At 53.8% G+C, this 25974-nt stretch carries 20 protein-coding genes and 1 pseudogene; 5 read left to right on the forward strand and 16 right to left on the reverse strand.

Translation table 11 applies throughout. The features are described from left to right. Window positions 1-106: 106 nt before the first annotated feature. Window positions 107-451 carry a hypothetical protein gene (locus tag B4A77_RS01715; protein ID WP_290737755.1) on the reverse strand — a complete coding sequence of 115 codons (345 nt, stop codon included), beginning with the start codon at window positions 449-451 and terminating at the stop codon, window positions 107-109. 156 nt (window positions 452-607) lie between these two features. After that, window positions 608-871, reverse strand: a pseudogene (locus B4A77_RS01720) (flavodoxin family protein); the annotation flags it as partial. Between the two features lie 898 nt (window positions 872-1769). Between B4A77_RS01720 and B4A77_RS01725 the strand changes: the two are divergent. After that, a complete protein-coding gene (locus tag B4A77_RS01725) occupies window positions 1770-2924 on the forward strand; it encodes an A/G-specific adenine glycosylase (protein WP_290730893.1) in 1155 nt (384 codons plus the stop codon). Window positions 2925-3048: 124 nt separating this feature from the next. Here B4A77_RS01725 and B4A77_RS01730 read toward each other — a convergent pair whose 3' ends face one another. The 6 genes from B4A77_RS01730 to B4A77_RS01755 form a co-directional block, all read right to left on the reverse strand. After that, window positions 3049-4761 carry a hypothetical protein gene (locus B4A77_RS01730; RefSeq protein ID WP_290737761.1) on the reverse strand — a complete coding sequence of 571 codons (1713 nt, stop codon included), beginning with the start codon at window positions 4759-4761 and terminating at the stop codon, window positions 3049-3051. Continuing rightward, the gene (locus B4A77_RS01735) at window positions 4761-5345 is read right to left on the reverse strand and encodes a hypothetical protein (protein WP_290722671.1); all 585 of its coding nucleotides are present in this window, start codon (window positions 5343-5345) and stop codon (window positions 4761-4763) included. Before B4A77_RS01735 ends, B4A77_RS01730 begins: the two co-directional genes overlap by 1 nt. Then, window positions 5342-6589, reverse strand: coding sequence for a transcription antitermination factor NusB (locus B4A77_RS01740; RefSeq protein WP_290737764.1), 1248 nt, complete (start codon window positions 6587-6589; stop codon window positions 5342-5344). Before B4A77_RS01740 ends, B4A77_RS01735 begins: the two co-directional genes overlap by 4 nt. Then, complete coding sequence (fmt, locus tag B4A77_RS01745) at window positions 6577-7503, reverse strand: methionyl-tRNA formyltransferase (protein ID WP_290730898.1); 927 nt, start codon at window positions 7501-7503, stop codon at window positions 6577-6579. Before fmt ends, B4A77_RS01740 begins: the two co-directional genes overlap by 13 nt. Before the next feature lie 87 nt (window positions 7504-7590). Next, the gene (locus B4A77_RS01750; protein ID WP_290730900.1) at window positions 7591-9426 is read right to left on the reverse strand and encodes an FISUMP domain-containing protein; all 1836 of its coding nucleotides are present in this window, start codon (window positions 9424-9426) and stop codon (window positions 7591-7593) included. After that, entirely contained in the window at window positions 9419-10255 is an 837-nt protein-coding gene (locus B4A77_RS01755) for a TIGR02147 family protein (protein WP_290730902.1), read from the reverse strand. Before B4A77_RS01755 ends, B4A77_RS01750 begins: the two co-directional genes overlap by 8 nt. Window positions 10256-10457: 202 nt before the next feature. Between B4A77_RS01755 and B4A77_RS01760 the strand changes: the two genes are divergently transcribed. Next, the gene (locus B4A77_RS01760; protein WP_290737768.1) at window positions 10458-10883 is read left to right on the forward strand and encodes a CidA/LrgA family protein; all 426 of its coding nucleotides are present in this window, start codon (window positions 10458-10460) and stop codon (window positions 10881-10883) included. Further along, complete coding sequence (locus tag B4A77_RS01765) at window positions 10880-11572, forward strand: LrgB family protein (protein WP_290737770.1); 693 nt, start codon at window positions 10880-10882, stop codon at window positions 11570-11572. Before B4A77_RS01760 ends, B4A77_RS01765 begins: the two co-directional genes overlap by 4 nt. A gap of 25 nt (window positions 11573-11597) precedes the next feature. Here the strand turns inward: B4A77_RS01765 and B4A77_RS01770 are convergent, their stop codons facing one another. After that, on the reverse strand, window positions 11598-13022 hold the full coding sequence (locus B4A77_RS01770) for a nitroreductase family protein (RefSeq protein ID WP_290737772.1): 1425 nt from the start codon (window positions 13020-13022) through the stop codon (window positions 11598-11600). A 225-nt stretch (window positions 13023-13247) separates the two neighbouring features. Here B4A77_RS01770 and B4A77_RS01775 point away from each other — a divergent pair, with 225 nt between their 5' ends. Together B4A77_RS01775 and B4A77_RS01780 are read left to right on the forward strand one after the other, a co-directional pair. Further along, window positions 13248-15284 carry a cellulase family glycosylhydrolase gene (locus B4A77_RS01775; RefSeq protein WP_349678363.1) on the forward strand — a complete coding sequence of 679 codons (2037 nt, stop codon included), beginning with the start codon at window positions 13248-13250 and terminating at the stop codon, window positions 15282-15284. Window positions 15285-15415: 131 nt separating this feature from the next. After that, window positions 15416-19090 carry a hypothetical protein gene (locus tag B4A77_RS01780; RefSeq protein ID WP_290737775.1) on the forward strand — a complete coding sequence of 1225 codons (3675 nt, stop codon included), beginning with the start codon at window positions 15416-15418 and terminating at the stop codon, window positions 19088-19090. A 20-nt stretch (window positions 19091-19110) separates the two neighbouring features. Here the strand turns inward: B4A77_RS01780 and B4A77_RS01785 are convergent, their stop codons facing one another. The 7 genes from B4A77_RS01785 to B4A77_RS01815 all read right to left on the reverse strand — a co-directional run. Continuing rightward, window positions 19111-20928 (reverse strand): homocysteine S-methyltransferase family protein, encoded by a 1818-nt coding sequence (locus B4A77_RS01785; protein ID WP_290733495.1) that lies wholly within the window; start codon window positions 20926-20928, stop codon window positions 19111-19113. 21 nt (window positions 20929-20949) lie between these two features. Then, window positions 20950-21396, reverse strand: coding sequence for a hypothetical protein (locus B4A77_RS01790; RefSeq protein ID WP_173382296.1), 447 nt, complete (start codon window positions 21394-21396; stop codon window positions 20950-20952). 3 nt (window positions 21397-21399) lie between these two features. Beyond that, on the reverse strand, window positions 21400-22338 hold the full coding sequence (locus B4A77_RS01795; protein ID WP_290733493.1) for a hypothetical protein: 939 nt from the start codon (window positions 22336-22338) through the stop codon (window positions 21400-21402). Between the two features lie 13 nt (window positions 22339-22351). Next, window positions 22352-22795 (reverse strand): hypothetical protein, encoded by a 444-nt coding sequence (locus tag B4A77_RS01800; protein WP_173382295.1) that lies wholly within the window; start codon window positions 22793-22795, stop codon window positions 22352-22354. Window positions 22796-22861: 66 nt separating this feature from the next. Beyond that, the gene (locus tag B4A77_RS01805; protein WP_290733491.1) at window positions 22862-24184 is read right to left on the reverse strand and encodes a class I SAM-dependent RNA methyltransferase; all 1323 of its coding nucleotides are present in this window, start codon (window positions 24182-24184) and stop codon (window positions 22862-22864) included. Window positions 24185-24265: 81 nt separating this feature from the next. Continuing rightward, entirely contained in the window at window positions 24266-24730 is a 465-nt protein-coding gene (locus B4A77_RS01810; protein ID WP_290730919.1) for a hypothetical protein, read from the reverse strand. A gap of 7 nt (window positions 24731-24737) precedes the next feature. Continuing rightward, window positions 24738-25974 (reverse strand): hypothetical protein (locus B4A77_RS01815; protein ID WP_290737778.1); only part of this gene is annotated, 1237 nt, incomplete at its 5' end.

The following is a 25974-nucleotide window of genomic DNA, read 5'->3' on the forward strand; positions in this document are numbered from 1 at the left end:
GGAACTTCTCTACAGGTCAGCTTAATCTTATAGGGGCTCTTTATGAGCCGAGATGAAACAAAAAAGCCTTCCCGTAAAGGGAAGGCTTTCGTGTAAAGCTTATGCTTTATTTTTCGACGTAATACTCGTAGTACGTGTATGCATAACAGCCCAGAATAAAATGAATAAAAAACAGTGGCACAACAACGCCTACAGGTATCATCCACAGCGAGTCTGTTATGAAGTAGCCCTTCAGACCATACAGAAGGAAGGCGAAAGCCCAGACGGATACCGCGACGACGGCCATCCTCTTAGTGATGTACTCGTAGAGTTCGCCGAATAGGATAATTCCGCCGAAGACGTATATAAGCGCTGACAGGCATAGTACGCTGTCAAACGTTTCCGACATGATGATGTCGTAGAGCCACTGGGGGAACGCTTCGTTGAATGCGAGCTTGAATGATTCCAGCATCTTGCACCTCCTTCAGGTCGAGGTTTCTTCATTTAATATATACAAAAAGGTCGGAAAATGCAACGCTTTTCAATAAACTTTCGTGTATGCAGACCTTTTTCAACCCGACAACGCCGTTTTTATCTTATAGGGGCTCTTTATGAGCCGAGATGAAACGTAAAGCCTGTCCAAGAACATCAGCATCTCGCCACTCGGGGATGCATAATAGACCGGGGAGCCGTAAACGACGGCGTCGGCAGTTTTAAGGATTTCCTTGGCTTCGTGAACCACGGCATCGGTTTCGCCCTTCAGCACGCGACCACCCACAAAGAAAATTTCCGTCTCGATGCCAGCGGCCTTGAGTTCGCCAGCCACCAGGTTCAGAGCCGTGTAGGTGCAGCCCTTTTCGCGACGGCTACCGTTGAATAAAATGACCTTCATGATTAATTCCTTTGTTATGAAAAATGTTTCCTTATTAAAATTCTACTTGTCAAAATCGTCCGGGGATTCGAACAACTTTTATCTTATAGGGGCTCTTTATGAGCCGAGATGAAACGTAAAAATGCTGAAAACCTAAAAATGTAGGACTAAACACCTTAAAGCACCCCGTTTAGTCCTATGCTGGAGGCAGTTCGCGCCACAAAACAGCCTGCAAATCTGCGTGCGATAGGACTAAACACCGCAAAACAACCCGTTTAGTCCTATGCTGGAGGCAGTTCGCGCCACAAAACAGCAGGCAAACCTGCGCGCGGTAGGACTAAGCACCGCAAAACGAGCCATTTAGTCCTATTTTCAAAGCGTTCAGCCAGCATTTCTTGTCGCAAGAGCCCCACATGCCCCCGGCAATTCTGTGCGCGGTAGGACTAAACACCTTAAAACGAGCCGTTTAGTCCTATGCTGGAAGCAGTTCGCGCCACAAAACAGCCGGCAATTCTGCGCGCGGTAGGACTAAACGCCCCAAAACGAGCCATTTAGTCCTATTTTCACTGCTTTCTCACCACATTTCTTATCGCAGGCGCCCCCACAGGAGCGAAATTTCGCCGCATTTCCCCGCCGTATTGTAAACCTTTTGCAACAAACAATTCAAAAAGCCCCCTTCGCGCCCCATTTCCCTCAAAAAATGCCCTTTTTTGCATGCTTTTTCGCAATTTCGCGTTGTAGGTGTTGTAAACCTTTACAATGGAATTTCGTCCAAACTACTACCCGAGTCCCGTTTCAGAATCTACATTACTACATGTAAACCAAACATCCCATACACCAACAACGGCATCCCCTTGCGGGGTGCCGTTGTGGTTTATAGAGCAAAAGTCTTCCCCCGTTTTCTTAAATTTATGCCGCTATGGATAATGTTTCGCTAAAGCGGCTTCGTGAATGGTTCAAGAAGAATGCGGCAGAGCTGCCGTGGAGGCCCGCCGACCTGGACGCCCCGCGCGACCCCTACGCGGTCTGGATCAGCGAAACCATGCTCCAGCAGACGCAGGTATCGACGGTCCGCGATTATTTCGTGAAATGGATGACGCGTTTCCCGGATATCGAGACGCTCGCGGCAGCTTCCGAAGACGAAGTTTTCCGCTACTGGCAGGGACTCGGCTACTACAGCCGCGCGAGGAACATCCTGAAGACGGCGCAGGCCATTTGCGGCGTAAACCGGCCAACACGGGGGGCGGCAAAGTGCGAAATGCCGCGCACCCGTAAGGAGCTCGAAGCGCTGCCGGGAATCGGCGCCTACACCGCAGGGGCAATCTTGAGTCTCGCCTATCACCAGCGCGAAGCGATTCTCGACGGGAACCTTGTTCGGATATTTTCAAGGCTATTCCTGCTCGATTTCCTGCCGACAGACAAGACACCCACCCAGAAACCGCGCAACAGTCAAGGCGAAAGCTGTTCCGAAACCTACTGGAACTACGCGCGCGAAATCGCGGACTCGCCCAAGGCCTACATGCACAACGAGGCGCTCATGGAACTCGGGCGCACCGTATGCAGGGTCAAGAATCCCGAGTGCTGCCTTTGCCCCCTCCAAAGCATTTGCCGAGCTGCGCTCGAAAACCGCACCGCCGAATATCCGCCTTCCAAAAAGCGCACGCAAATGGACTGGCACGGCACCGTCCTCGTCATAGAAAGCGCAGACCACAAGATTCTCGCCGTCCACGGCGGGCAGAAATTTTTCAGGAACCAGTTCACGCTGCCTCATTTCGAATCTCCCCGAGGCGCGACAGCGGGCATTCCCGCCGAAGCCGAAGATTACATCGCCGCAGACGAAATCTCTTCCGTCGAAACCCGCGATTCATTCCGCCACGGCATCACAGTCCACAAAATCGAGTGCGACGTGCTGCTGATCAGGCTAGGCACAACGGCAACAAACGCCACAAGGCATCTCGCCAAACAGCGCAGGGCACATCCAAAACTCGAATTCAAATGGATAGAGGCCAGCACGGCGCAAGCAGCGCTCGCCAACAGTTTCAGCCTCAAGGCTCTCAGGAAGGCTTTCGGCTAGCCGAACCAACAGAGGGCGAATACAACCACAAAGCATGCAATCAGATGAGCAAGCATGCGAACCATGGGATGCGACACGGCAACCGTCTTTTTAGAACAATGATTTTTTAATGTCCGAAAACACATTAGAACGTTTTCCTTACTGTACAAACAAATCGAAGCCTATCGTAATCACCGTTCGGCACCTGGATTACCTCGTCCGCAAGGACATGTATCAGGGTTCCCGTCAGGTACAATCCATGCCTCGGAAACTGCTGTTCGAACGTTGCATCCCAATACCAGTCTCCCTTCACGACTAGCGGGTCGGGGCTGCGCAGGTTCCACTGGGCATCGCTCCTGTAGCGAAGCGAATGCGACACCCGGAAGCTCTTGCGGATGAGCCAGTCCCCGGTAAAGGCGACAAAGTATTCCGCCGGAGTCACCTCGAAGCGTTCCGAAGGCCCGTCGATGCGTTCGAAACCAGCCAGCGCACGGAACTTGAACCAGTCCTCATACCACGTATCAAGCCAAAGTTCTCCAGTGACGCCCTTGATCCAGGAATCGATGCGCGACACATCGCCATAGCGGAACTCGAGAATGCCATCCTTCACAAAATCTTCCACGTCGAACGTCTCGGCGCCGTGTTCCGTCCAGAATGTAGCGCGACCCCCGAGAGATACCGAAGCAATGGTATCGGCAAAAGCCACGTAGCCCTGCACCAGGTTCATCTGGCCCGAAGGCGAAAGATCCATCGTATCCGACACGCTTTTTACGTTGAAATACTCCTTGTCATCGGCAAGCGGGTTCAGGCGCGTACCCGAAATGTTCTTGACGCCAATCGTAACGCCGAGACCCTTCACGGGAACGGGCATACCCATCTCGACGCTATCCTGCACGAGCCAGTCGGAATCGTTCATGCCGAACATGGCATCGGCACGGAGCCAGCGGAACGGCTGCACGCGCAACTGCATGAACGGCCAGAGCACGCGGTCGTTATCCAGCCCGGTATAAACGTCACCGTCGTCACTCACGAACCGGAACGCGATTCCCGCAGACAGCTGGAACATACCCTTCTGGCAGGCGTTTCCGCACTTGTAGAGGACAGAGCCGTTCACCTCGTTGCGTTCGCCGGACTCGTCGACACGAGCGTCCTGGTATTCCGCATGCTCGTAAGCGGCGGTCAGTTCGAAGTTCCAGAAATCCACACGGCCCTCCACGCGGGGCGCCATGTGCACCGGAATCCAGCGGGAAGATTCCATGTATTCCCAGAGATATTCCTCGCCCGCCAAGACGGATGCATTGACGAAATCGTTCGTAAAGCCCACGCCGCCGTATATGGAACTGAACATCGGGTAATTTTCACCAAAGATGGCAAACTCATCGGAAACCATCTTTTTGCGGTAACTGTATGTGCAGGCAGAATAATGGTCGTCCTGGAAACCACGCGCCGTCGCCCAGAATCCCTTGAAACTCGGGCTTCTGAAGCCTCCTTCGAGAATCGGCGTGCGGTTCGTGGGCCTGTCCGTCTCGGTAATCACGTCCTGGTAAATCATGTCGCCGAGTTCGTTACCCGTCTTGACCCACACGGAGGGTTCCATCGGATTCCACGAAGGCAGCAGCGACATGCGGTTGAACAGCAATCGGTTGCGCAATTTCTGCGGGGTCCAGAGTTCGGTTTCGGAATGGATTCCACCTGCACCGAGAATGCGGTCAAAGAAATAAGTCGGGCCACCCACGAGGAAGGTGCCGTCGTCACGGCTCACCGCCTCCAAGCCCTCCATTTCGGGGTCCACCGCAGCACCCGCCAAAACTGCAGAAAGCGTAAGTACAGACAACGTTGTCGAGAGCGAGGATTTCATTACCAGACCCTCCTTTCTACATAAACGCCGATGGTCAAGGTATTGGACCTTTCGGGAAGCGTCCAGATCTGTTCCCAAAGCGCATTGAACCCTATCGTAAACGACCTGTAGTACAGGAACGGCATGTTGATCCGCGCGAACCAGCCGAACTCCGTCTCGTTATCGAGAAGCATGCCGCCACGGCCTTTCAAATAGTCATCTTCGCCATCATAATCGGCACGGGCCCAGTTGCAAGTAAAGCCAGCGCCAATCGCAAGCGGCTTGACATATTTCCAGTGCCAGTCGAGACCGAGCCTCCCTACGAACTGGTGGACTCCCGGATACGGGATTCCCTCGGGGCGCACCTTCACGTAGGCGTAGTTGAAGTTGACAAAGCCGTCGAAATCGTCCCAGTAAGAATAGCGGAATCCGACTCCCCCATAGAACGAATTCTCGACAGCATCGATCAAGTCTCCGAAGGGGTACATCTCGCCGCCTTCGATGGAGACATAGATTTTCGAGAAAGCGGAATCTGCCGGATTCTGCGCAAAGAGCGTGGAAGCACAGCACAGAACGATTGACGATAAAATAAGTTTCAGCTTCATACTTTTTTCCGTTCCAAAGCCTGTGCAAAAAATCCGTCAAAACGATTATCCTGCGCGCCGGGGAGCACATGCTCGCCACGCTTGACTAATTCGGGATGAGCCTTCAAGAAGCGGTTTACGACCTGGGTCGTTTCCAGCGGATCGGGGCTACACGTGGCATATACGAGAATGCCGCCTTCCACAAGGCTTGCCGATGCGGATTCAAGAATTCCGTACTGCAGTTCGGCAAGTTCCTTCATGGAATCTTGCGTAATGCGGTACTTTGATTCGGGCCTGCGGGGCATAACGCCCATGTTGCTGCACGGCACATCGAGCAAGATGCGGTCGAACTTCGACTGCTGCGGCGAAAGCGCGTCGATGCATTCCAGTCGCACGTTCTTGAGGCCCAGGCGGTCCACCACGTCGTGCATCTTTTCTACGCGGAATGCGGAAACGTCGCTTGCGAGAATATCGAGCGAACTGTCCATCTCGCCCATCAGCGCGGACTTTCCGCCGGGAGCGGCACACGCATCCCAAACCTTCTGGCCGGGCTTCAGGTCGAGCAGTTTCACGACTTCGTACGCGGACGGATTCTGCATGCTGAACTCGCCCTTCGCGAAAGATTCCGATTCCAGAATCGGCTTGAGTTTCGCATCTTCGGGAACCTGGATGTAGCGGTCGTAGAGAATCGAAGCACCCGTAAGCCCGAGTTTCTGGGCAAGTACCGGAGCGGAAGTCTTCTGCAGGTTCACGCGAATCCATTCCACCGGGCGCTCGAGCGTCGCCTTCGCAAGCGATTCTGCACGGTCACCGCCGTAAATATCGAACCAGCGACGCACCAGCCATTCAGGCACGGAGCTTTCAATCGAGACGCGACGCACACGCTGTTGCGGAAGTGCGGGCAACCCGGACCTTCGCGCGGAATGCAGCACGGCGTTCACGAGCCGCGCGGAACCTTCGCCAAGGTTCGCCGCCTTCACAAGTTCCACGCTCGTCGAAACGGCGGCGTGGTCCGGGATTTCCATAAAGAACATCTGGAAGATTCCCATTTCAAGCACGGTCGCCACTTCAAGCGAGGGCATTTTCTTTACGAGAGTCTTTAAAAAGTATTGCAGGTACAGGTGCCTGCGGCACACGCCCAGGGCAAGTTCCATCGCAAACGGAGAAAGCCCACTTTCTTTAATAAAGCTACCGTCCTTCTGCCACAGCAGAAGCACGCGGTATGCGTCCATGCGCTCTTTCAGGGAATCGTCTAGCAAAAGCAAAGTCCTTCGCGCTTCTGGATTCCGCGCATAAAGTCGGCGACAGGCATCGGCTTCTTGCCTTCGGCCTGAATCTCGATGACCTCGAGCAGACCCTCGCCCGTACCCACGTAAAAGCGATTGTCCTTGAATTCCACTGCACCCGGAGCAAGCTTCGGGCCCGCCTCCGGAGTATCCGTCTTGCGCAGGTAAACCATACGGCCGCCCAGCTTCCCGTAACCGCCGGGCCACGGGTTGAATGCGCGAATTCTATTGTGAATCACCTTCGCGGGCAGGTTAAAATCAATCAGGCCTTCTTCCTTCTTGAGCTTCGGCGCGCCACTTGCCTGCGCGTGATCCTGCGTCAAGTCCTTCTCGCGGCCTTCAAGCAACTGGTGAATCGCATCGTCCAGCGCGTCGCAACCGGGAGCGACCATCTTTTCCAAGAGCGAAGCCGTCGTATCCTGATGGTCAATCGCCACAGTGCGCTGCGCAAGAATCGGGCCGTGGTCCATCTTCTCGTCCAGGCGGAAAACCGTCACGCCCGTCTCTGGCAGTCCATCGGCAATCGCGCGCTGCACCGGGGCTGCCCCGCGGTACTTCGGCAAAAGGCTCCCGTGAACGTTCACGGCGCCGAACTTCGCGACACCCAGGATGTTCTTCGGGAGAATCGAGTATGCAACGACCACGAACAGGTCGGCTTCGAACTTGCGCAAATCCGCCTCGAATTCGGGCGACTTCAGGTCGGTCGGCTGCAGCACGGGGAGCCCGTATTCGAGCGCCAGTTGCTTGACTGGCGGGGGCGTGAGCACGCGTCCGCGCCCTGCCGGGCGGTCAGGCTGCGTGACAACAGCCACCACGTCCGCAAAATCAGATTCCTTGAGATGCTTCAAAAAACAGGCCGCAAATTCCGGCGTTCCCATAAATACGACTTTCATGAAAAACAATGTAGAAAAAAAGCCTACACGCGTTTCGCATGCAGGCCAGTATTCGTGAATAGGTCAGGTATATTTTGAAACGGCAGCCTAGTCCTTGATGCAGCGCACCGAGAACTCCAAATACTCGGGAGGGTCACGCACCCACGACCATTGCGAATCGTTCGAGAATCTAAGCACCTTGAGCCGAGCGGCATTCATCCAAGCAGCATAGTCGCTAGGATACAGGTCCGTCGGGGCCTCGTCCCAACCAGCCATCCAAAGACCCGCACCTTTCCCCTTGCCGTCGCAAACCAAGTTCGAGGAGTTGCATTTGCCTGCAGGGAGCAGAGAGAATCCGACAAGATCCGTCCCCTTTTCAAGCCAATCCCATTTGTCCTTCGCCCTCAATGCATTGAACGGAGAATCGCCCTCTAGATTCAACGAATCCAATAGTGACGCAATATAGAGTTTCTTAAGGGAATCGGTCTCATCGGAATTCATCAACTCTTCAAAATCATCAGCCATCTGGTGCGCCATCGGATCATACCCTGTAATGGAATCCACATGGTTAAACAGGGTCAGCACTTCTTCGTGATTCGGCAAATGCCATCCATCGGGGCAAATGCCCTGGACATTTTCGCCGGCCTTGACCTTTTTTCCCAATGCGTCGCAATCTTCCGTCGGCGTCTGTCCAAAAGCCATATCTATACCGCAGCCCGTCTTGACCGAATCCATCACGGCGCCCCAGGTATAGAGCCTGCCATACTTGATGCAATTATCGGAATCTCCGCCGTAACAGGCATTCCCATAAATCGAACCACCCGCCTTGTAGGCATAGTTCAGGTTTTCGGCCATCCATTCCTGTTCGCCAATTACAATCGTCTTATAGGTTCTGCCGTCACGCTTATCTGTCAACGTACCGTAATCGAAATCGAGGGAATCCTTGTCGTCCGATTCGGAAGCCAGGCTCCATTCGTTCTTGGAGCAATAATAATTCTCGCCGTAGGTCGCACTCAGCTCGTTCTTGTTTTTCCGGGTCATCCCTGCGGTTTCGCCGTCGCATTCGCCAAGCTTAAAGTTGTTCCACCAGAATCGCTTGAAGAACTTTTCGAAGGCGGGAACATCTTCGCCCAGTTCCCAGGACCTGATGTTGGCACGAATTTTAGCAAGGTCGGCTGTGCTCGCCCAATCCGCGATGTCCGTCTTTTCATTCTCGTCGTCCCAGGAACCATCTTTTTCGATATCGCTGGCAAAACCGGCCAAGCGGTCAGAAAGTTTGCCCTCAGTAAGATTCCCCTGCATAAGGATACTTATGGCAAGGAGCGCCGCATTGTCGTCGCCGGTAGCAAAGATATCCAAGTCTTCGGCAGAAGCATTCTTCACCTCGATACCAAAGGCTTCGAATACTTCTGATTCAGCCTTTTTCTTCGCCTCGGATATTTCCGTTCCATCGGCGACCAGCCCGATAACGCGTTCGTATTCGAGATGTGTCAGCAAGTTGATGTTCGCCTTTTCCCGTTCAGAAAGATCCACCAGCGCGTTCAAGGTTATCTGGCTCTTGGACACGTCTCCTGTCACTTCGTTACGGTAGAAGCCTTCTGTTTCGAGCAGGGCAAACTGCGAAATGAGCGAGATGTCATTCACGGAAAATTCGCCCTTGTCGTTCGAAATCTTGCCCTTGAAGCTCTTGCCAGTCTGGCGGAGTTTTCCCGATTCCAGCAAGGCGGCTCCTTCCAGTTCCTGCACGGTAATGCTCGAACCCTTGAGGAACGGTCCCTTCTGCGAGACACCGGCCACAGTCTTGTCCTCTATTGCGATAATCTGCGTCTCTTCGCTCGTTCCGCCAGCCCCCTTGTTGCTGCCATCATCGCCACAACCAACACTCAAAAGAATGAAAAGTGCAGAAAAAAGGATAGCTATAATTTTTTCATCTAATTTACGCATTTTGGATCTCCTGGATGTTTTTTGTCAGGGGGAAAAGTTGCAAGTTCAGTCGGTAGACTCTATCCATGCCATCGTCCTCGCTAGCGATGGCAACAATTTTCTTTCGGAACTCTGCCAGTTCCGCCACGATTTTCGTGTATGCCTTCTGGGTAAGCCCCATGGTGATTCCAGAAACGTTCCTTTCCGAAAGGGGCAAGTTCTTGATGGCATCCAGTGCGAAATTTCCCATCTGCAGGTGCATCTGCTGGATTGCAAGCGGGACAAAGCTCATCTCACCCGTAGAAACGGACTTGTCCGACTGTCTGTAGGAGCCATCCTTGTTTTTCTTCAAGAGCCCCAGATCGACCAGATAGCGCACGGACTCCTTGACCTCGGCGGCCGTCATCTTGGGCAAGCAGCAATCCGCCACCTTCTTGGGAAACATTTTCGGCATGTGGGGCACCAACTCGCGGAGCACCGGATTCTTCCAGGATTCATAATAACCCATGGACTTTCGCCCAAGAACATTCACCTTATGGGCTTGGGCCAGCGCCTGCATTTCGTCAAATGCTTTTTTACGCTGGGGGCCTATTTTCGATTGCGTGAACGTCACCAAGTTAATGAAGTAGGCCTTTTCGAAACCTTCCAGATCCATAGCCTGTGCAACCCGTTCGACACCGCCCTTCCGCAAGGAACTTTTTCCCTCGCTTACCAACTTGAGGAACACCGGCGACACGTACCCCGCACGATGTGAAAAATCGCGCCAGGTAAGGCCATGACGCAACTTGTTCTCGGCAAACCAGTGCCGCATAAACTCTCGATAATCTTGAAATTCTACTACTGAACGCATACCAGCAAAGATACTTTCGCGCCCCCTTCTCCGCAACAATTTTTGATACAAATCAAGCATTTTTTTGCAAATTTTAGGAATGTATGATAATTTTAAACTTTTTACGATACAAAAACGTCAAATTTCAGCAAAAAAAGCCACTTTGGGTTATTCGTGAGCACTCTTTTTTTTAAAGCGCACTTTTTCTAAATTTACGCCCGCAATGAGAATCCCGCTCCAACTTGCCGTCATTTTCGCCATCTGCCTTGCCGGGGAATTCCTCCACCGCATTGTGGGCGTGCCCCTCCCGGGGAACATTATCGGCATGGCCCTGCTGCTCATGTTACTTTGTACAAAAGTCATCAAGCCGGAACAGATTTCGGGCGTCTCGAGCTTTTTCCTGAACCACCTGGCACTCTTCTTCTTGCCGCCTAGCATCGCCATCATGGCCGTCGGCAACGACGTACTTTCCAAGTGGCCGCTTTTACTGTTCCTCTGCATCGCCTTCACGCTCGTGGCCATTGCTGCCGGCGGCCGGGTCACGCAGTTTTTTATCCGCAGGCAGGAATACCGGGAAAACCTTGCCCTGCGTGCAGAACGCCTTTCCAAGCGTGCAGAACACAACGGCACTATCGGGGGCGAAAAATGAACGCCATCATCAACTCTCCCCTGTTCGGCATATTCCTCACGCTCGTCACCTTCGAAATCGGAGTTTTCATCAGCAAGAAGTTCAAGTATTCCTTCCTGAACCCGCTCCTGATTGCAAACGTCCTCATCGTCGGATTCCTGCTGATTACAGGCATCAGACTCGAAAGCTACAACGTGGGCGGCGACTATATTTCGATGATGCTCTCGCCCGCGACAGTCGTGCTCGCCGTGCCGCTCTACAGGCAGATTTCCAAGCTCAGGCAATTCTGGAAGCCCATACTCGCGGGCATTTGTGCGGGGAGCCTCACATCGCTTACCTGCGTCATCGTGGTAAGCAAGCTAATAGGCCTTAGCGAGATACTCATGCTATCGCTTTTACCCAAGTCCATCACGATTCCCATGGGTTCTGTCGTATCGGAGCAGATTGGCGGCATTCCCGCCGTAACCATCATCGCCATCACCATCACGGGAATCACGGGAGCGGTCGCGGCCCCCGCCGTATGCAGGTTCTGCCGCATCAAGCACAAGGTGGCCCAAGGAATCGCCATCGGCACGGCAAGCCACGCCCTCGGTACCACCCGAGCCATGGAGATGGGCGAAGTTCAGGGCGCCATGAGCAGCCTTGCCATCGGGATTGCAGGGCTATTCACCGCAGTCGTCGCACCACTGATTTTAGCGTGCTTGTCCTAAACGCTTCGTCTCTATAGGGAATTATCTAGCGGCCAACGAGAACTTCGGAAAGAAGCGTCTCCCTTTCAGGGAACTTGCAGAGTTTCCGGACTTCGTCTTCGCAAAAGAAGGGTTCGCGACGGGCAAACTTTCCTAGTCCGCGGGCCGATTCCCGAAGCATCTCGGCGATGAACCCCGCGTTCATGTTCAGGTAGCGGTAGGCGCGTTCCCCGAGCATGTTGCACGCTTCCTCGACATCCGCCGTAAAGAACACGGCAAAGGACGCATTCTCCACGGCCTCCGGCGAAAGATGCGCATTGCAGAACTTGCCCCGATTCACCGAGTTCGTCTGCAGATACAGAGTCTTTTTCAGCGGAACATAGCGGTACAGGCCGGGAAACACCAGCATCACGTCAAAGCACACGACCCAGATTTTAAGGAGGCCCGCGCCGAACGTGTTCAGGTTGCAGATTTCCATCCAGCGCAGGATCGTCGAAAAGTCATCGAGCGACGCCTTCCAGGGCTTAAAATTCCTGTAGCTTACCTTACCCGGGCCCAGGAATTCATACTCGCGGAAAAAATACTCGTTCGGAAACTTGAGCGGCGTAAGCGGGAATTCCGTCCCTTCCGCAGGCTGGTTCACCACGCGGCATATCTTCATGCACCGAGACAAGTCCGTGATGCACTCGCCACGGTTCTGCCTCAAGAACCTCGATGCGTAGCGGCCTTCTCCCAGGTCGGAATCGCCCTGGATTTCACCCCTATTGGAATAGGCGAAATCCGAAACAGCCTCGTATTTCTTGAGCGATTTCGGCATCAGGCACAAAGCTGCGAGCGGTACCTCGGAAGCCCCGAGGCCAAGAGCCACGGCAACATCGTCATCGACAAACGCACCGAACGGTATCGCGATTCCCCCCAGCGAACGCGCAAGGATGGAGACAAGTCCAGCGATGGAACCCGTATCGATTTCCAGTTCCCTGTAGGCACCTTCCTTGTACCGCCAAACCGCACGGTCCAAGATACCGGTAAAGAAAAGCGATATGCCCGCAGCCTGCATTACCTCGTTCGGCGGGAACGCCGCGCAAAGCTTGTCGATGTTCGCCCTGCGCGCTTTCGCATTCTCGGCGGGGAGCAGCACCAGTTCGCCTTCTGCGTAGTCATAATAATAGAGCCCGTCCGGAAAACGTTCACCGCGCAACAGCACATAGATTCCAACAGAATGAAGCCCATCCGCGCTGACATCGTTCTTCAGCTGGGAAAGGAGGCGGTTGAGCATCGAAGACGACACATTCACAAGCGAAAGCAGGTCACCGTCGACCACCTTCCCCTGCCCTTCTACCGGGAAACGCTTCGCTCCCGGATAGCTCTTGTCAGGAGGCGTCCTCCTGTCCCAATGAAGCGTAACGGGATCCCCCACATGGCGCAGGGAATGCCTTACGGATTCATGATAAGCGATGGAAAAGAAGCCCACGGCATGAAATATATAAAAATAGCGAATCAAACACTTGATACAGTTAGCGATGTTTGGCTCTTACTAGACTCGTTTAGACCCATATCGTTATATATATTAGCGTAGAAAAGAGAAATCAGGACCGTGCATAGTTTACCCTCGTAAACGCAAACTATACCGAAATCCTTTTTTTTCGCTCCATACCGATGTAGTTTTAGATTGCACAAAACCCAAAACGAGGAAACGATGAATTTCAAACTCAAAACTGGTCTTACCCTTTCCGCGGCCGCACTCTTCTTCATGAGCGCCTGCGGCGACGACTCCTCCAGCAATCCTTCCAACAAGGACCCCGAAAACGGCGTGCCGACCGATTCCCTGGATGTTCCCACGGATTCTATCCCGACAGACTCCATCCCGACAGACTCGATCCCGGCAGACAGCATTCCGCAAGGCACTGAGAATGTGAGCAAGGTCGTGATGCCCGAAGAGGCCGCTGACATCGTCGCCTCCATCGAAATTCCGAAGGACACCGGCAAGGGCCTCACCATTGACGACTTTGAAGACGGCAACAACGGCTCGCTGCAGGGTGAATTCTACTGGTACACCTACAACGACAACAACGGCGGTGCCGACGGTGACGGTGCATCCGAAATCAAGACTCCCATTGGCGAAGAAGGCTACCCGGTTGCCAGAAAGTCCGACAACGGAACAAACTATGTCTGGGCTGTGTACTACTCCCTCGACAAGGGCGAATACCTGTGGGACCCGTACGTAGGCTGGGGCGTCGAACTCGATCCCGAAATTGACTACAGCCGCTTCGGCGGAATCACCTACTGGTACAAGGGCGGCGCCCACGAAATCCACGTGGAAACTTCCGACGTGACGGACTACGACGTCCACCTCGCAAAGGTCAAGGCATCCCGAGTCTGGACCAAGGCTGTCATCCGCTTCAAGGATCTCGCACAGGGCGGCTGGGGCGAAAAGGTCGAATTCAATGCGGCAAACATTGAAAAGATCAGTTTCCAGGCCAAGGGCAACGGCAAGATTGACTCCGTGCTCATCGACAACGTCTACCTGCAGGACACGAGCGAAGTCGAAAAAGACAAGCCCGACATGACCATCATGGACCCCGAAATTCCGGAAGTGACCATCGGCGACATCAAGATTTCGAACCCGCTCCAGGCCAAGGTCATGAAGTACCTCAACAAGGGTCTCAACATCACCAACTGGCTTGAAGAAGACAAGACCTACTTCAAGGGCGAATTCAAGTTCGACGAATCCGATATCAAGCTCATGGCCGACAACGGAATCAAGTCGCTGCGTCTGCCCATCGACCTCGACAAGTACGCCACCAACCGCGACGAATTCGTGGCCGACACCACCGGCAAGACCGAACTCAAGTTCGACGACGAAAACCTCTTCGCCGTCCTCGACTCCTTCGTCGAATGGACCGGCAAGCACGGCATGTCCTTCGTTATTGACTACCACGAATATGACAACAGCTACAACGCCACAAGCGCCGCGAATCCCAACTACACCAAAATGATGGCAAACGTGTGGAAGCACGTGGCAGCCCACTTCGCAAGCAACGACCGTGAAGATATCTTCTTCGAGCTCCTGAACGAACCCGACATGAGCAACGGCAAGGTTTCTTCTGCAACTTGGCGCGTCGCCGCTCAGGAAGACATCGACTCCATCCGCACGGTCGACACGAAGCACACCATCATCTTCGGTGACGCCGAATGGTACGCCATCAAGCACCTCGCCGCAGGCGAAAAGCTCAATGACGACAACGTTGTCTACGCAATACACACCTACGAACCGTTCGTGTTCACACACCAGGGTGCCGACTGGTCCGAGACCAAGACCATCAAGAACCTGATGTTCCCCTACGATAAGGAAAAGTGGTCCGAATACAGCGCTGACTTCGGCGTCATTTCCACCGGTTCGACCAAGACCGTAAAGTGGGTCGCAGATGCCGTGAAGAACTACTACAAGAACGCAAGCAAGGAAGCCATCCTCAAACTCATCCTCCCCGCAAAGGAATGGGCCGTGAAGAACAACGTGCCGGTCATCATCAACGAATTCGGCGCCTACAGGCCGGCAAGCGACAAGCAGTCCGTCCTGAACTACATGGCCGCCATGAGGGATATCAGCGACACGCTTGAAATTCCGCTCACTCACTGGGGATACACCGGCGGCTTCGCCCTGTTCGAATCCGAAGGCGCAAGCCCGAAGGGCACCAAGCTCATCGAAGGCATGAAGGAAGCCTACGGCCTCTAATCGAAATACAAAGTTCTCCTCCTAACACATAGGTCGCGCGGGCAACCGCGCGACCTTTTTTTCGTCAGGGAACGAGAAGGAACAACCCCCAATTGGGTTTTCAAGCGCGAATTTCCTAAATTTATAGAACAATGTTCTTCGACGCGAAAAAAATCCGCGCTATGGCTGCGGCTACACTTGCAGGCACATTGCTGCTTGCGGGTTCTGCCTTTGCGGCCGGCTTCTACGGCAACCAGAGCGACATCAAGTGGAAGACCGCCGGCACGAAGCATTTCCAGTTCATCTACCCGCAGGAATACACAGAGCACGCCTCCGCGCTTTCCGCATACGCAGAAGCGGTCTACGATTCGGTGGTAGGCCGCTACAAGAAGGACTTGCCGGGCCGCGTGAACGCGGTGCTCAACAACGCACTCTACAGCAACGGCAGCGCCGTCCCGAGCGAGAACGCGGTAAACCTGTGGCTCACCAACTGGGATTTCAAGGTCCGTAGCAGCCACGGCTGGCTCGCCGACGTCATCACGCACGAATTCAGCCACCTGGTGAGCATCGAGAACGGGAGCAAGGTCAAGCCGAGCATCTACGGCGTGCAATTCAACTACACCGACTACTACAACGAACGCATCACGAGCGACTTCGCGACGTTCATCCCCTTCACGCTGCAGCCGCTCTGGTTTGCCGAGGGCACGGCGCAGTTCGAATCGAGCCGCATGGGCTTTGACGCCTGGGACAGCCACCGCGACATGCTGTTGCGCGTCGCGGCCCTCAACGATAGCCTGCTCCCGCTCGAATACATGCACGACTTTTCGGACAACTCGCTTTTTGCCGAACTCGGGCCCTACACGCAAGGGTTCTCGCTTGTACGCTACATCGCGGAACACTACGGCGAAGATGCCGTCCCGAAAATCTGGACGGAACTTTCGAAACCCTACCGCGTGACGCTCGACGGGGCGCTTAAGAAGGTTCTCGGCATCAGCGAGAAGGAACTCTACGAAGCGTGGAAAAAGGAAATCACCGAGGCGTACAAGGCGCAGAAGGATTCCCTCGGGCCTCTCGTCGAAGGCACGAAGATTACCGCAGACGCCTTCTGGCAGGACTTCCCCGTAGTCGCGGGCAAGCACCTCTACGGCGTTTCCAATTTCGGCGGACCGTGGTTCGACGGCGCTGTTTTCAAGATGCCGCTGGAACCGGACAGCAGCGCGGCGGACACTACGGCAAAAGCCGACGAAAAGATTGACGGTATCGAGATCGGGCAGATTTCCATCGAGGAAGAGGAAAGCGATTCGACCATCGACATCAATGACTACGCGAAGAGCGGCTTCCGCGCCAAGAAGCCCTGGTTCGACAAGGGCATCGACGTGTACGACGCTCCGGAGAAGGGACCGATTCTCGCATACGTGACATTCCAGAACCGCGACAAGGACGGACACGCCCACTTCGACATTGCGGTGAGCGACACGAACAAGAACAAGCTCACCCTCACCCACCTCGTGGACGCGGTCTACCCCGCATTCAGCCCCAAGGGGAACGAGGTAGCCTTCGTACGGCGCGAACCCTACAGCACGCGCTTCGTGCTGAGCAAGGTTCCCTTCACCGCAGACTTCAGCGAATACACGGCAGAAGACCCGATAGACATCTATGTGCCCGACGCGAAGTTCAGGTACTACAACATCTATAGCCCCAAGTACAGCCCCGACGGCAAGCGAATCGCCTTCAGTTTCTTTGACGACGTGCATCGCGGAATCGCCGTGATAGACGCGGACGGCAAGAACATGAAGGTCGTGAGCACCGAGGGCTACGACGAGCGCGACGTGAACTGGATTGACGACAGCAAGATTGTTTTCGCGAGCAACAGGAACGGGATATTCAACCTCATCGAGAAGAACATCGACACTGGGTACGAACGCCCGCTCACGAACGTAGTCGGCGGCGCATTCACGCCGGTACTCGCAGGCGACACGCTCTACTTTACGCAGTACGACAAGGACGGGTTCTCGCTCTACAAGCTCCAGTATACTCCTGTCGCGATGGTAAACGACACGACGATGAACATCGTGGAAGACGAAGAGAGGATGTCGGCAAACACCGTCATTAGATGGGCGTGTGTAAACGATTCCCTTGAAAAAATCATAAGGGACTCTATCGCCACGTTCAGATCCCAGAGTGACAGCAGTTGCATAAGACTTCCTGTTCACACGATGCCTGAAGACATCGTTACCGATTCAATATGGAGATGTACAGACTCTACTAGCTACATAATAGATTCAGTTGCTTATGCACGGATTCAGGGTGATACAACCTGTACAAAGATTCCGATGCCTACAAAGGGCGATAGCGTCATCAAAGTCTACGACACAACCTACACCGTCACGCAGAGGCCCGCCCCGAGCGAAATCATGCTCAAGGGTTCGCCCCTCCCACGCATCGAGAAGCATATCGAACTTGAGGAACGCGAATTCGCCGGCACCGAGCGCGACTACAAACCCATTCCGACAGTCCCGCTGTTCATCCCGATGCTCTCGTTCAACGAGAACGCCCCCGACCTCACCGTATTCGGAGAAGGACAACTCAAGGCAAAGATCGGGCTTGCCGCCATCATCGCGGACCCGCTCAAGAAGAACACGGTGCAAGTCGGCCTCCTGCTCGAAATCGGCAACGGAATCGACTACATCAATTCGGGCGGAATCAACCCCAAGCAGGAAAAGGAGTTCTTCGTCGCATGGGAAAACAGGAGCACGCCCATCGACTTCGGATTATCCTATTCCTATGCGAACTACACGAGCAGGGACACCGTGCGCTACGAAGACGTGCGCGCTCACGACGGGGACAGCCTCGGCATCAGCAACTACGCCGTCCCGATGCAGTCGATTGTCGCAATGGCGGGTTACAGCCCGTTCAAGAGTGTCGACACGCTTCAAATTGCCGCAGGTTACGACTGGGCCGATTTCAACCTCTACGAAGACAACTTCGCGTGGACATACCAGAAACGATTCAGCGCGATGGCTCTATTCGGACTCTACGCCGACAGCGAAGGCGAGGACGGCACGGGCATCAGTGGCCAGGGCGACGGGGCCGTCATCTCGTACCAGTATTCCAACAGCGACCTGTTCCGTCCGGGAACATTCGCCGAAAGTTTCTACGTCACCGAGAGCGGACAGGCAAAGCCCAAGTACAGGAATTTCAACATCCACGAGTTCGGCCTGAGCCTCTACGGGAGCATCCAGAGCCCGCTCACCGGGGCACGTCTCGCCGCGGGAGCAAAGGTCGGCGGCATATTCAGCTGGGACACCGACTCGAAGGATTCCAGCGGAGCAAAAGTAGACACGCTCGACTCCTACTACTACAGTCCCATCTTGCTCGAAGGCTACCCCTACCTGCGCAGTTCCGAAAACTACACGCGCGCAGGCACCAAGACCGCCATGGCCGAGCTCCACTACCTATTCCCGTTCTACGACGACTGGCGCAAGGGTTTCTGGATTTTCGAGACTCGAGATTTCTATATCGATGCTTTCGCGCAGATCGGCGCCGCCTGGAATTCCAAATGGTTCGACTCCGACAAGTTTACCGACCACGATTTCTGGGACCGTTCCGTAGGGTTCTCGCTGCGCCTGAGCAACAGGATTTTCTACAGCGTCCCGCTCGACATCTCGCTCACGTTCGCCCGCGCCCTCAGCCGCATCGGCGACGAAAATGGCAGAAGCGAAAGCAGGAAGGTCAAACCCATCGACATTCCGCTATTGCCCGACGCGGCATCGCCCACAAAAATAAAGTTTGCTATCGGAATGGGATTTATAAACACCTGGCAATAGGCTGGTCGCCTGCAGCAGGGTCACTTTCTCGAAGCAACCACGAACTCGCGTAATTTTTCCATGGCATCGCTTTCGCGGTTGAACATCAGATTCTCGACGAGGCAACAAAGCCTATAAGGTATTTCGTCGTATGCGGGTTCCAGCTTGGAATCCACCAACACGAAATCCAGTCCCGCCTTGCGCGCATGGTGCAAAAACACGGAGTGGAACACGCCCCGCAAGCTATCGTCGCCTTCAAACAAGCGGCCAATCTTGCTTATGTCGCAAAGGATATGCGCATACGGCAAGTTCACCTTCACGAACTTGCAGATTCTAAAGAAGGTCTCTATTCCCGAGGCCAAATCGATATCCGAAGCGGGGACGTTCGGTTCGAAAAGGACATCCTCGGCATGGAAAGCAAGTTTACCGATAAGCAGGCGATACATCCGTTCCATAATGGCAGACTGACGCTCGAACGTAGTCGCCTCGCCTTCCTCATCCTCGGCACGGAACACGGCGGCAAAGCCATGCTTGCGAATTTCCTCGGCCTTGTAAAGGAACACTTCTTCCCCTTCTCGAAGGCTGACCGATCTTGCAATCCCCTTTCCAAGCACACATTCCATACCTGCGACAAGGGCATCCCACCTTTCCGAACTGACCATGACCGGCAACCGCGCGGATTCATCTTGCAGCAGCAAGCCGTCCAGCTGCGATTCCATGATTTTCTTGGCCTCTTTCTCATCCACATCGACGTCTACCGCAATAACCTTGGCATCGCAAGACTGTTTCCCGATGACAACCACGTCATTTTGCTTCGAGACATCCAGGGCGTCAAGACCGCTCAGAAGCGTGCTGTAACTGCGAGCAGGAATCTTGCGGGGCCGGCATCCCCGGAGCGCCTTTACGACCGTTTTCACCATGGCCGGAGAAGATCCACGACCGCCACCGACAATGTTGACGACACGGGAATCGGCCAACTTCCACATTTCTTCGGCAAGAGCCCTTTCCAAAGCGTTTGCCGCGACCCCGGCGCACAGTCTCTCAAAATCAACGAAGGCACTTACACGCACCGACGCGAGCGAGAAATCCCGGAGGCTGGGCAATATATCGGAAACCTCGGAAGCACACTCCACCCCAAGGCCAAATATCGGGAAACTACTGACGCTATGCCGCAACGCCCCTACGCCCAGCCCCGATGCTAGGTGCGCACCGGAATCAGACACCAATGCCGAAACAATAATCGGATAGAGCATACCGCGTTCGTTGCAAATCTTAAGGACCGCATACAGGGCGGCCTTCGCATCGAGCGAATTCGATATATTTTCAAGCATCAGGACATCCGCACCACCATCCAGAAGTCCCCTGGCTTGTTCGCCGTAGCAATCCACCAGATCCCGGAAAGGAGCCCGCCGTGCCGACGCACCCATGCAGCCCACAACGAACTTGCGTTCGGGAACCTGGCCCAGCTTCCCTGCGCGAGAGTTGAGAATATCGTCGTTGTATTCTTCCACCGCCTGACGCGCGAGTTCCGCGCCCGCCTTCGCGATGTCATAGGCCATCTTGTCCAAGCGATATTCCGTCTGGCCATGGGCATTCGCGTTTCGCGTAACCGTGCGGACAAGGTCCACTCCCGACTCAAGATAGGCCCGGTGCATTTCTTTCACACGGGCCGGAGCCGTAAGACACAGGACCTCGAAATTGCCTTCAAGCGACACGGGATGATCAGCAAACTCGTTGCCGCGGAAATCCTGTTCCGTAAGCGATTGCGTCCCGAACGACGCCACGTAATCCCCGTCCATCACAAGGATCCGTCCGATGCTCGCACGAGAAAGCTCCTGATATGATTTCGAAAGGTTCATGGGATGATTATCGCCCGGACACTATCGTCTGTTCGGGACTTCGCCTGGAAGCAACTGTCCGGGGCTCGTGCGCTGGGCATCGCGGCCCCTGAAATTCGGGTTGTACTGTTTTACCTGCGAAGCCTTCACCTCGGCCTGCAGCTCCATCAAGTGCGTCTCCCACTCCTTCATGGAGTCGTCGAATTCACCGCGAGCCTGCAGCATGAGTTCGCGGAGCTGCAAGAGTTCCTGCATCTGGTCTCGCTTCATGATCCACAGTTCCTCCTCCTCGGGCATTCGCTCGATGTTGAAGAGGATGTTCAGGTAACGCTCTTCCGCTTCCTTGTAGGCCTTATAGGTCTCCTTGTACATCATGTAACGGTCGTCGACCATTGTCTGCTGCGGCGACGGGTGCGTCGTGCATCCCGAAAGGACTGCCGCAAGGGATACGGCGGACAGGGCTATGATTATACGGAGGCAAGCGCGCATGGGCTATTCCTTTTCCGCGCGCTTGATGTTGAAGAGGCGTTCGTGCGTGATGTTGCTCTTGAAGGTGACCGTATCCTTCGTGACCGGGTGCACCATGTAGTGCGTCCCCACCTTCACTTCGCGTTCCTGGCACGGGATGCCCGTCTCGGGGTCGATCATGATTTCGAACTCGGTGTCATATTCCGCCTTGTGGCCGGCAGTGTACGCCTTGAATTTCTCGGGCACGATATTGCTGTTCACGTGCTGCTCCCAGATGTAGTACGGGAAGCTTTCCGTCTCATGCAGGTAAACCTTGTAATCCAGGCAATGGCGGTGGTCGCGGTTCTCGAAGCCCTTCGTCACCACGGAATCAATCTTGATGAGCGCAAAATTCAGGCGTCCCTGGTCCTTGAGCATCTGCGTGATGTTCGCCTTCACGGGCACTGAACCCGTAAGCAGGTGGTCCATTTCCCAGCGATGCTTTTCGAGGCGGCGCAGGTGAGGCTTGTAATCCGGGTTCAAGAGCTGCTTGCGCCAGCGTTCGGGCATCGGGATGTGCGCGAGAAGCGTGTCGTAACCGTCATCGAGGCCCGTAATGCTCGTCACTTCGCGGTCCACGGCAGCAAGGTTCACCTCCTTCACGCGCCATGCAAGTTCGGAGGGCATGAAGTTCTTGAGGTAGCCGCGGGAATTGTTCAAGCGGTACAGGCGCTGCACCTTCGTGGTATCGCCCGCAGTAGAGTAGTTCAGGTCCACATAGGCGGCGGTAATCGTGCCCATCTGCTCTTCGCCCTTCAGGTCAATCGTCGCGAAGTAGCTTTCGGTATAGACCTCCACATCTACAGGCTGTGCAAGCTTGTAGTTGAGCGTAACCTCAGATTCGCCGCACCCGGCAAGGGCAAACGGCAAGGCACAAAAAGCGGCAAGCACCCCAATAGAGGCGAAATGTTTTTCTCTAAGCATCAAAACATCCAAATTATTTCACTTTGTTCTTTACGAGCGTCACTTCCTTAAACGCGAGGAGCCTATCGCCAGCAGTAGCTTCGATAAGAATCGACCCCGGAGCCTTATGACGCGTGAGTTCTGCAGCCGTCATCAGTCCACCGCGCTTGGAATGTCCCTGCAGCGTGTAGACGCTCACTTTCTCGTTCACCTTGGTCTCGTAGTGCCAGATTTCCTTTCCTTTGCTCTTTTCTGTACCTTCGTAGAAGGTTATCTTCAAGGCAGGGAAATCGAAGCCGGTGCCGTAGCGGAACTGGACAATCATCGGATTGATAAGTTCGAACTCGCTGGTCGTATCAACAACCACCTGGTTCGCCGGGTTCCACTCACGACCGCAAACAATCTTCGCTTCTTCAGTGGAACAGGCGGCAAGGAGCGCGCCAAAGGCAACCACAGCAAGCAAAATCAGTTTTCTCATTCTTAAGCCTCCCATTGAGACAAATGTCTACCTAACAAGGTAGCAAAAAAAGCCCTGGAAAGCAAATCAGCGGGCAAGAACGAGCATCATTTCGAGGTGAGGCGTCTGCGGATAGAAGGCAAAGGCCTCGGCGCGCCGGATTTTGAAGCCCTTTTCGGCAAGGAGGGCGGTATCGCGGGCAAGCGTCACCGGGTGGCAGGACACGTAAATCAGGCGGTTCACGGAAGATGCGGCGATGGCATCGAGAGCCTCCTTCGGGAGGCCCGTGCGGGGCGGGTCCACGATGAGCGTCGCGGGGATATCCACCACGTTCTGCGCGAGCCATTCCTCGGCCGGGGCAGAAACGTTTTCTACTACACTTTCAGCACCGCTTGTCACAGATAAATTAACTTTCGCATGCTGCAAGCATTTTTCTTCGCGCTCCACGGTCGTCACGCGCTTGAACTTGTCCAGGAGCATCGCGGCGAAGAACCCTACCCCGCTAAAGAGGTCGATAAGCCATTCGTCGCTCGCCTCGCCGCTTGCAAGGCCCTCGTCCACGGCATCGCGCACGGACTTCACCAGCGCGGGCAACAGCGCGAGATTGCTCTGGAAGAACACGCCCGCATCGGCCTCGATTTTCTTCCCGCAGATTTCGGCGACGCTCACCGCATTCTCGCTGAACTCGTGAGCAGGCATTCCCTCGTAATAGTACGAGATTTCACCCGCGCCGTTATCGAAGAGGTTCACTTCCATCTCGCGGCCGGGGCGGAACTTGCCCGCAAAAATCTCGCGGGCGCGGCCCTGCAAAAAATCGTTGAGAGCGGGCGTCAATACGGGGCAGTTCTTGAACAGCGCCACACTGTTGCTTTCCTGCTTGCGGAACCCGAAACGTACAATCGGCTTGTCGCCGGCCTGGTCGCAAACCACAACGACACGGGCGCGGTTGCGGTAACCCCACGCGGGGCCCGTATGCACAGTGAAACTTTCGGGCAACTCTATGCGGGCGATGCGCCGGAAGTTCTCGCGTTCGACTTGCGCCAGGTATTCCGCCTGTTTCTCGCTATCCAGGTGCTGCAAGCTGCACCCGCCGCACTTGCCGTAGAGCGGGCAGCGCGCCTCTACGCGGTCGGGATTTGCGCCTTCCAGCACTTCCACAACATGCCCGCGGGAAAAATCCTTCTTAGTGAACGTCACCGCCACCTTGCAGAGTTCGCCCGGCAACGCGCCCGCGACAAAGCACACGCGGCCATCAGGCAGGCGCGCCATACCCTCGCCGCCCTGCACCATCTTTTCGATGCGGACTTCGAACACCTCGCGGGCGGGCGCAGAATGTGCGGGGCGAGCAGACGCAGGGCGCTTGTGGCCCGGCCTGCGCGGCTTGCCAGGTTTGTAGAAATTGCGGGACATCGGGCATAAAGATAGAAAAACAGCCCTGCGCAAAGGCAAAAAGCCGTTTTAAAGCACAACAATATAATTCTTTTTTGAAACCTATTCGCAGGGTTCAGCCTGCTCGTACATTTCAGGGGTGATATAAAACTGATAAAACTTCACAAGAGCCCCAATTGTAAGCCCCTCTCCAGTTTCTTTATATGCTTCTATTGTTCGCAAATCTTTGGTTTTATCCTCTACATTCCCTTTGAAATCGATGCATTTCTGCGGTTCTGTCAAAAAAATCAATGTTACGTTTATCGGTGAAGAATCACAGCCATCAACAAAAAGGCCACATTCATAGGAAGGAATATTCTTTTCTCGATTTTCTTCTACATACAAATAATCTTCATTTGCGTTAATATTCGCCGTTATCGTATCTTCTGCAAAAAAAACAACTTTCACATCGAAGCCGGAAATGTTTGTTATGCCATTTAACTGATGGACAACTTGTCCTCCGCAATCAATGCATTCGGAAGAACACGCCATCATTAAGAAAGAAAATAGAAGTATTATTTTTTTCATAGCAGACCTATAATTTTTCCCAATATTCAAATAGTTCATCCATGTCGCTGTCAGTATATTTTCTCCCGCCCTTCCCAGAAGGAAACTTTTCTTTAAGATATTTTTTTAGAGAACTCATTGAATTTGAGTTAAAGAAGGCCGTTTCAACATCCTTGATATTGAATCCCGATACATTGTCTATACCTCGTTTTAAATCTGCCGTAGACTTTGTATCATCAATCAAATCAGCGACTAATCCTGTATAGTCATGAAAATAACTAGGTATATTCTTTTTGTCTTTAGTAGAAAAGTAAACGCCTGGATTCCCATATCGTTCCTTGGCGAAGAACATCTCTATACCCCTTGCATAAGTTTCCAGATAAATGGTTTTTAAATCAGAATATGTACCCTTCTTCTGATTCGTATATTGAGATATATGCGATGATTCGTGAATTGTTGTTCTATAGATTATTTTGGAATCAAATCCATACGCCAAAACGGAAATTTTATCATCGTGAAAAAAAGATGGATTCGTTTGTGTACATCCAATTGTTTCGCCCGTGCATTTGACATCCTCCATATAATCCTCTTTATTTTCATAATAAACAATAATGTCCATGCTCATGTTGCTTGCTGTATTTGTTCTAGGCTTTTTCAAACCGTATCTTTCTCCGTACCAGTACTGATATGCCGCGGTCCATACAACGCACCACTTGGCCTTATTACCTGTAAATGTTTCCTTCCAGTCACCACTCATGTCGTTTTTCTCTATCTCAAGATCCTCCCCATAACCCGAATGACCATCTTCCAGCAAGAAATCCTCGGCATCAAAGTTCGCTTCATAGTCGATGTCGAAATTCCATTTTTCTGGAATCTTGAATTTCCCTTCAGCATCGGTGTGCGCTTCTCGCCAATAATAAGAGTATCCACCCGTAACACGAACCCCTTCAAGCGGTTGGACCCCTAACGAGTCATCCTTAAATTTCAGTTGACCGCCATGCTTTTTCCCGCCACCAAGCAGAGACCATGCCGCAGCTGGCAACTCTCCGATTTCACGTTTCCGCAATTTTGCCCGTTCTTCAATATAACCCGTCATTGTCATCGATTCCCACTGCACTTCATGGAGGGATATGCCCATGTCCGCAAGTTTTTCAAGCGTAGAACCGCTGGATTTGCGAGCAGCTTTTTTCAAAAGCGCTCTTTCCGTGGTCGCCGAATCAGTCTCTTCAACGCATTCGTCTTCTTCGCAGTCGCCATCTAGAGGC

The sequence above is a fragment of the Fibrobacter sp. UBA3718 genome (assembly GCF_002371935.1).
GTDB lineage: Bacteria > Fibrobacterota > Fibrobacteria > Fibrobacterales > Fibrobacteraceae > Fibrobacter.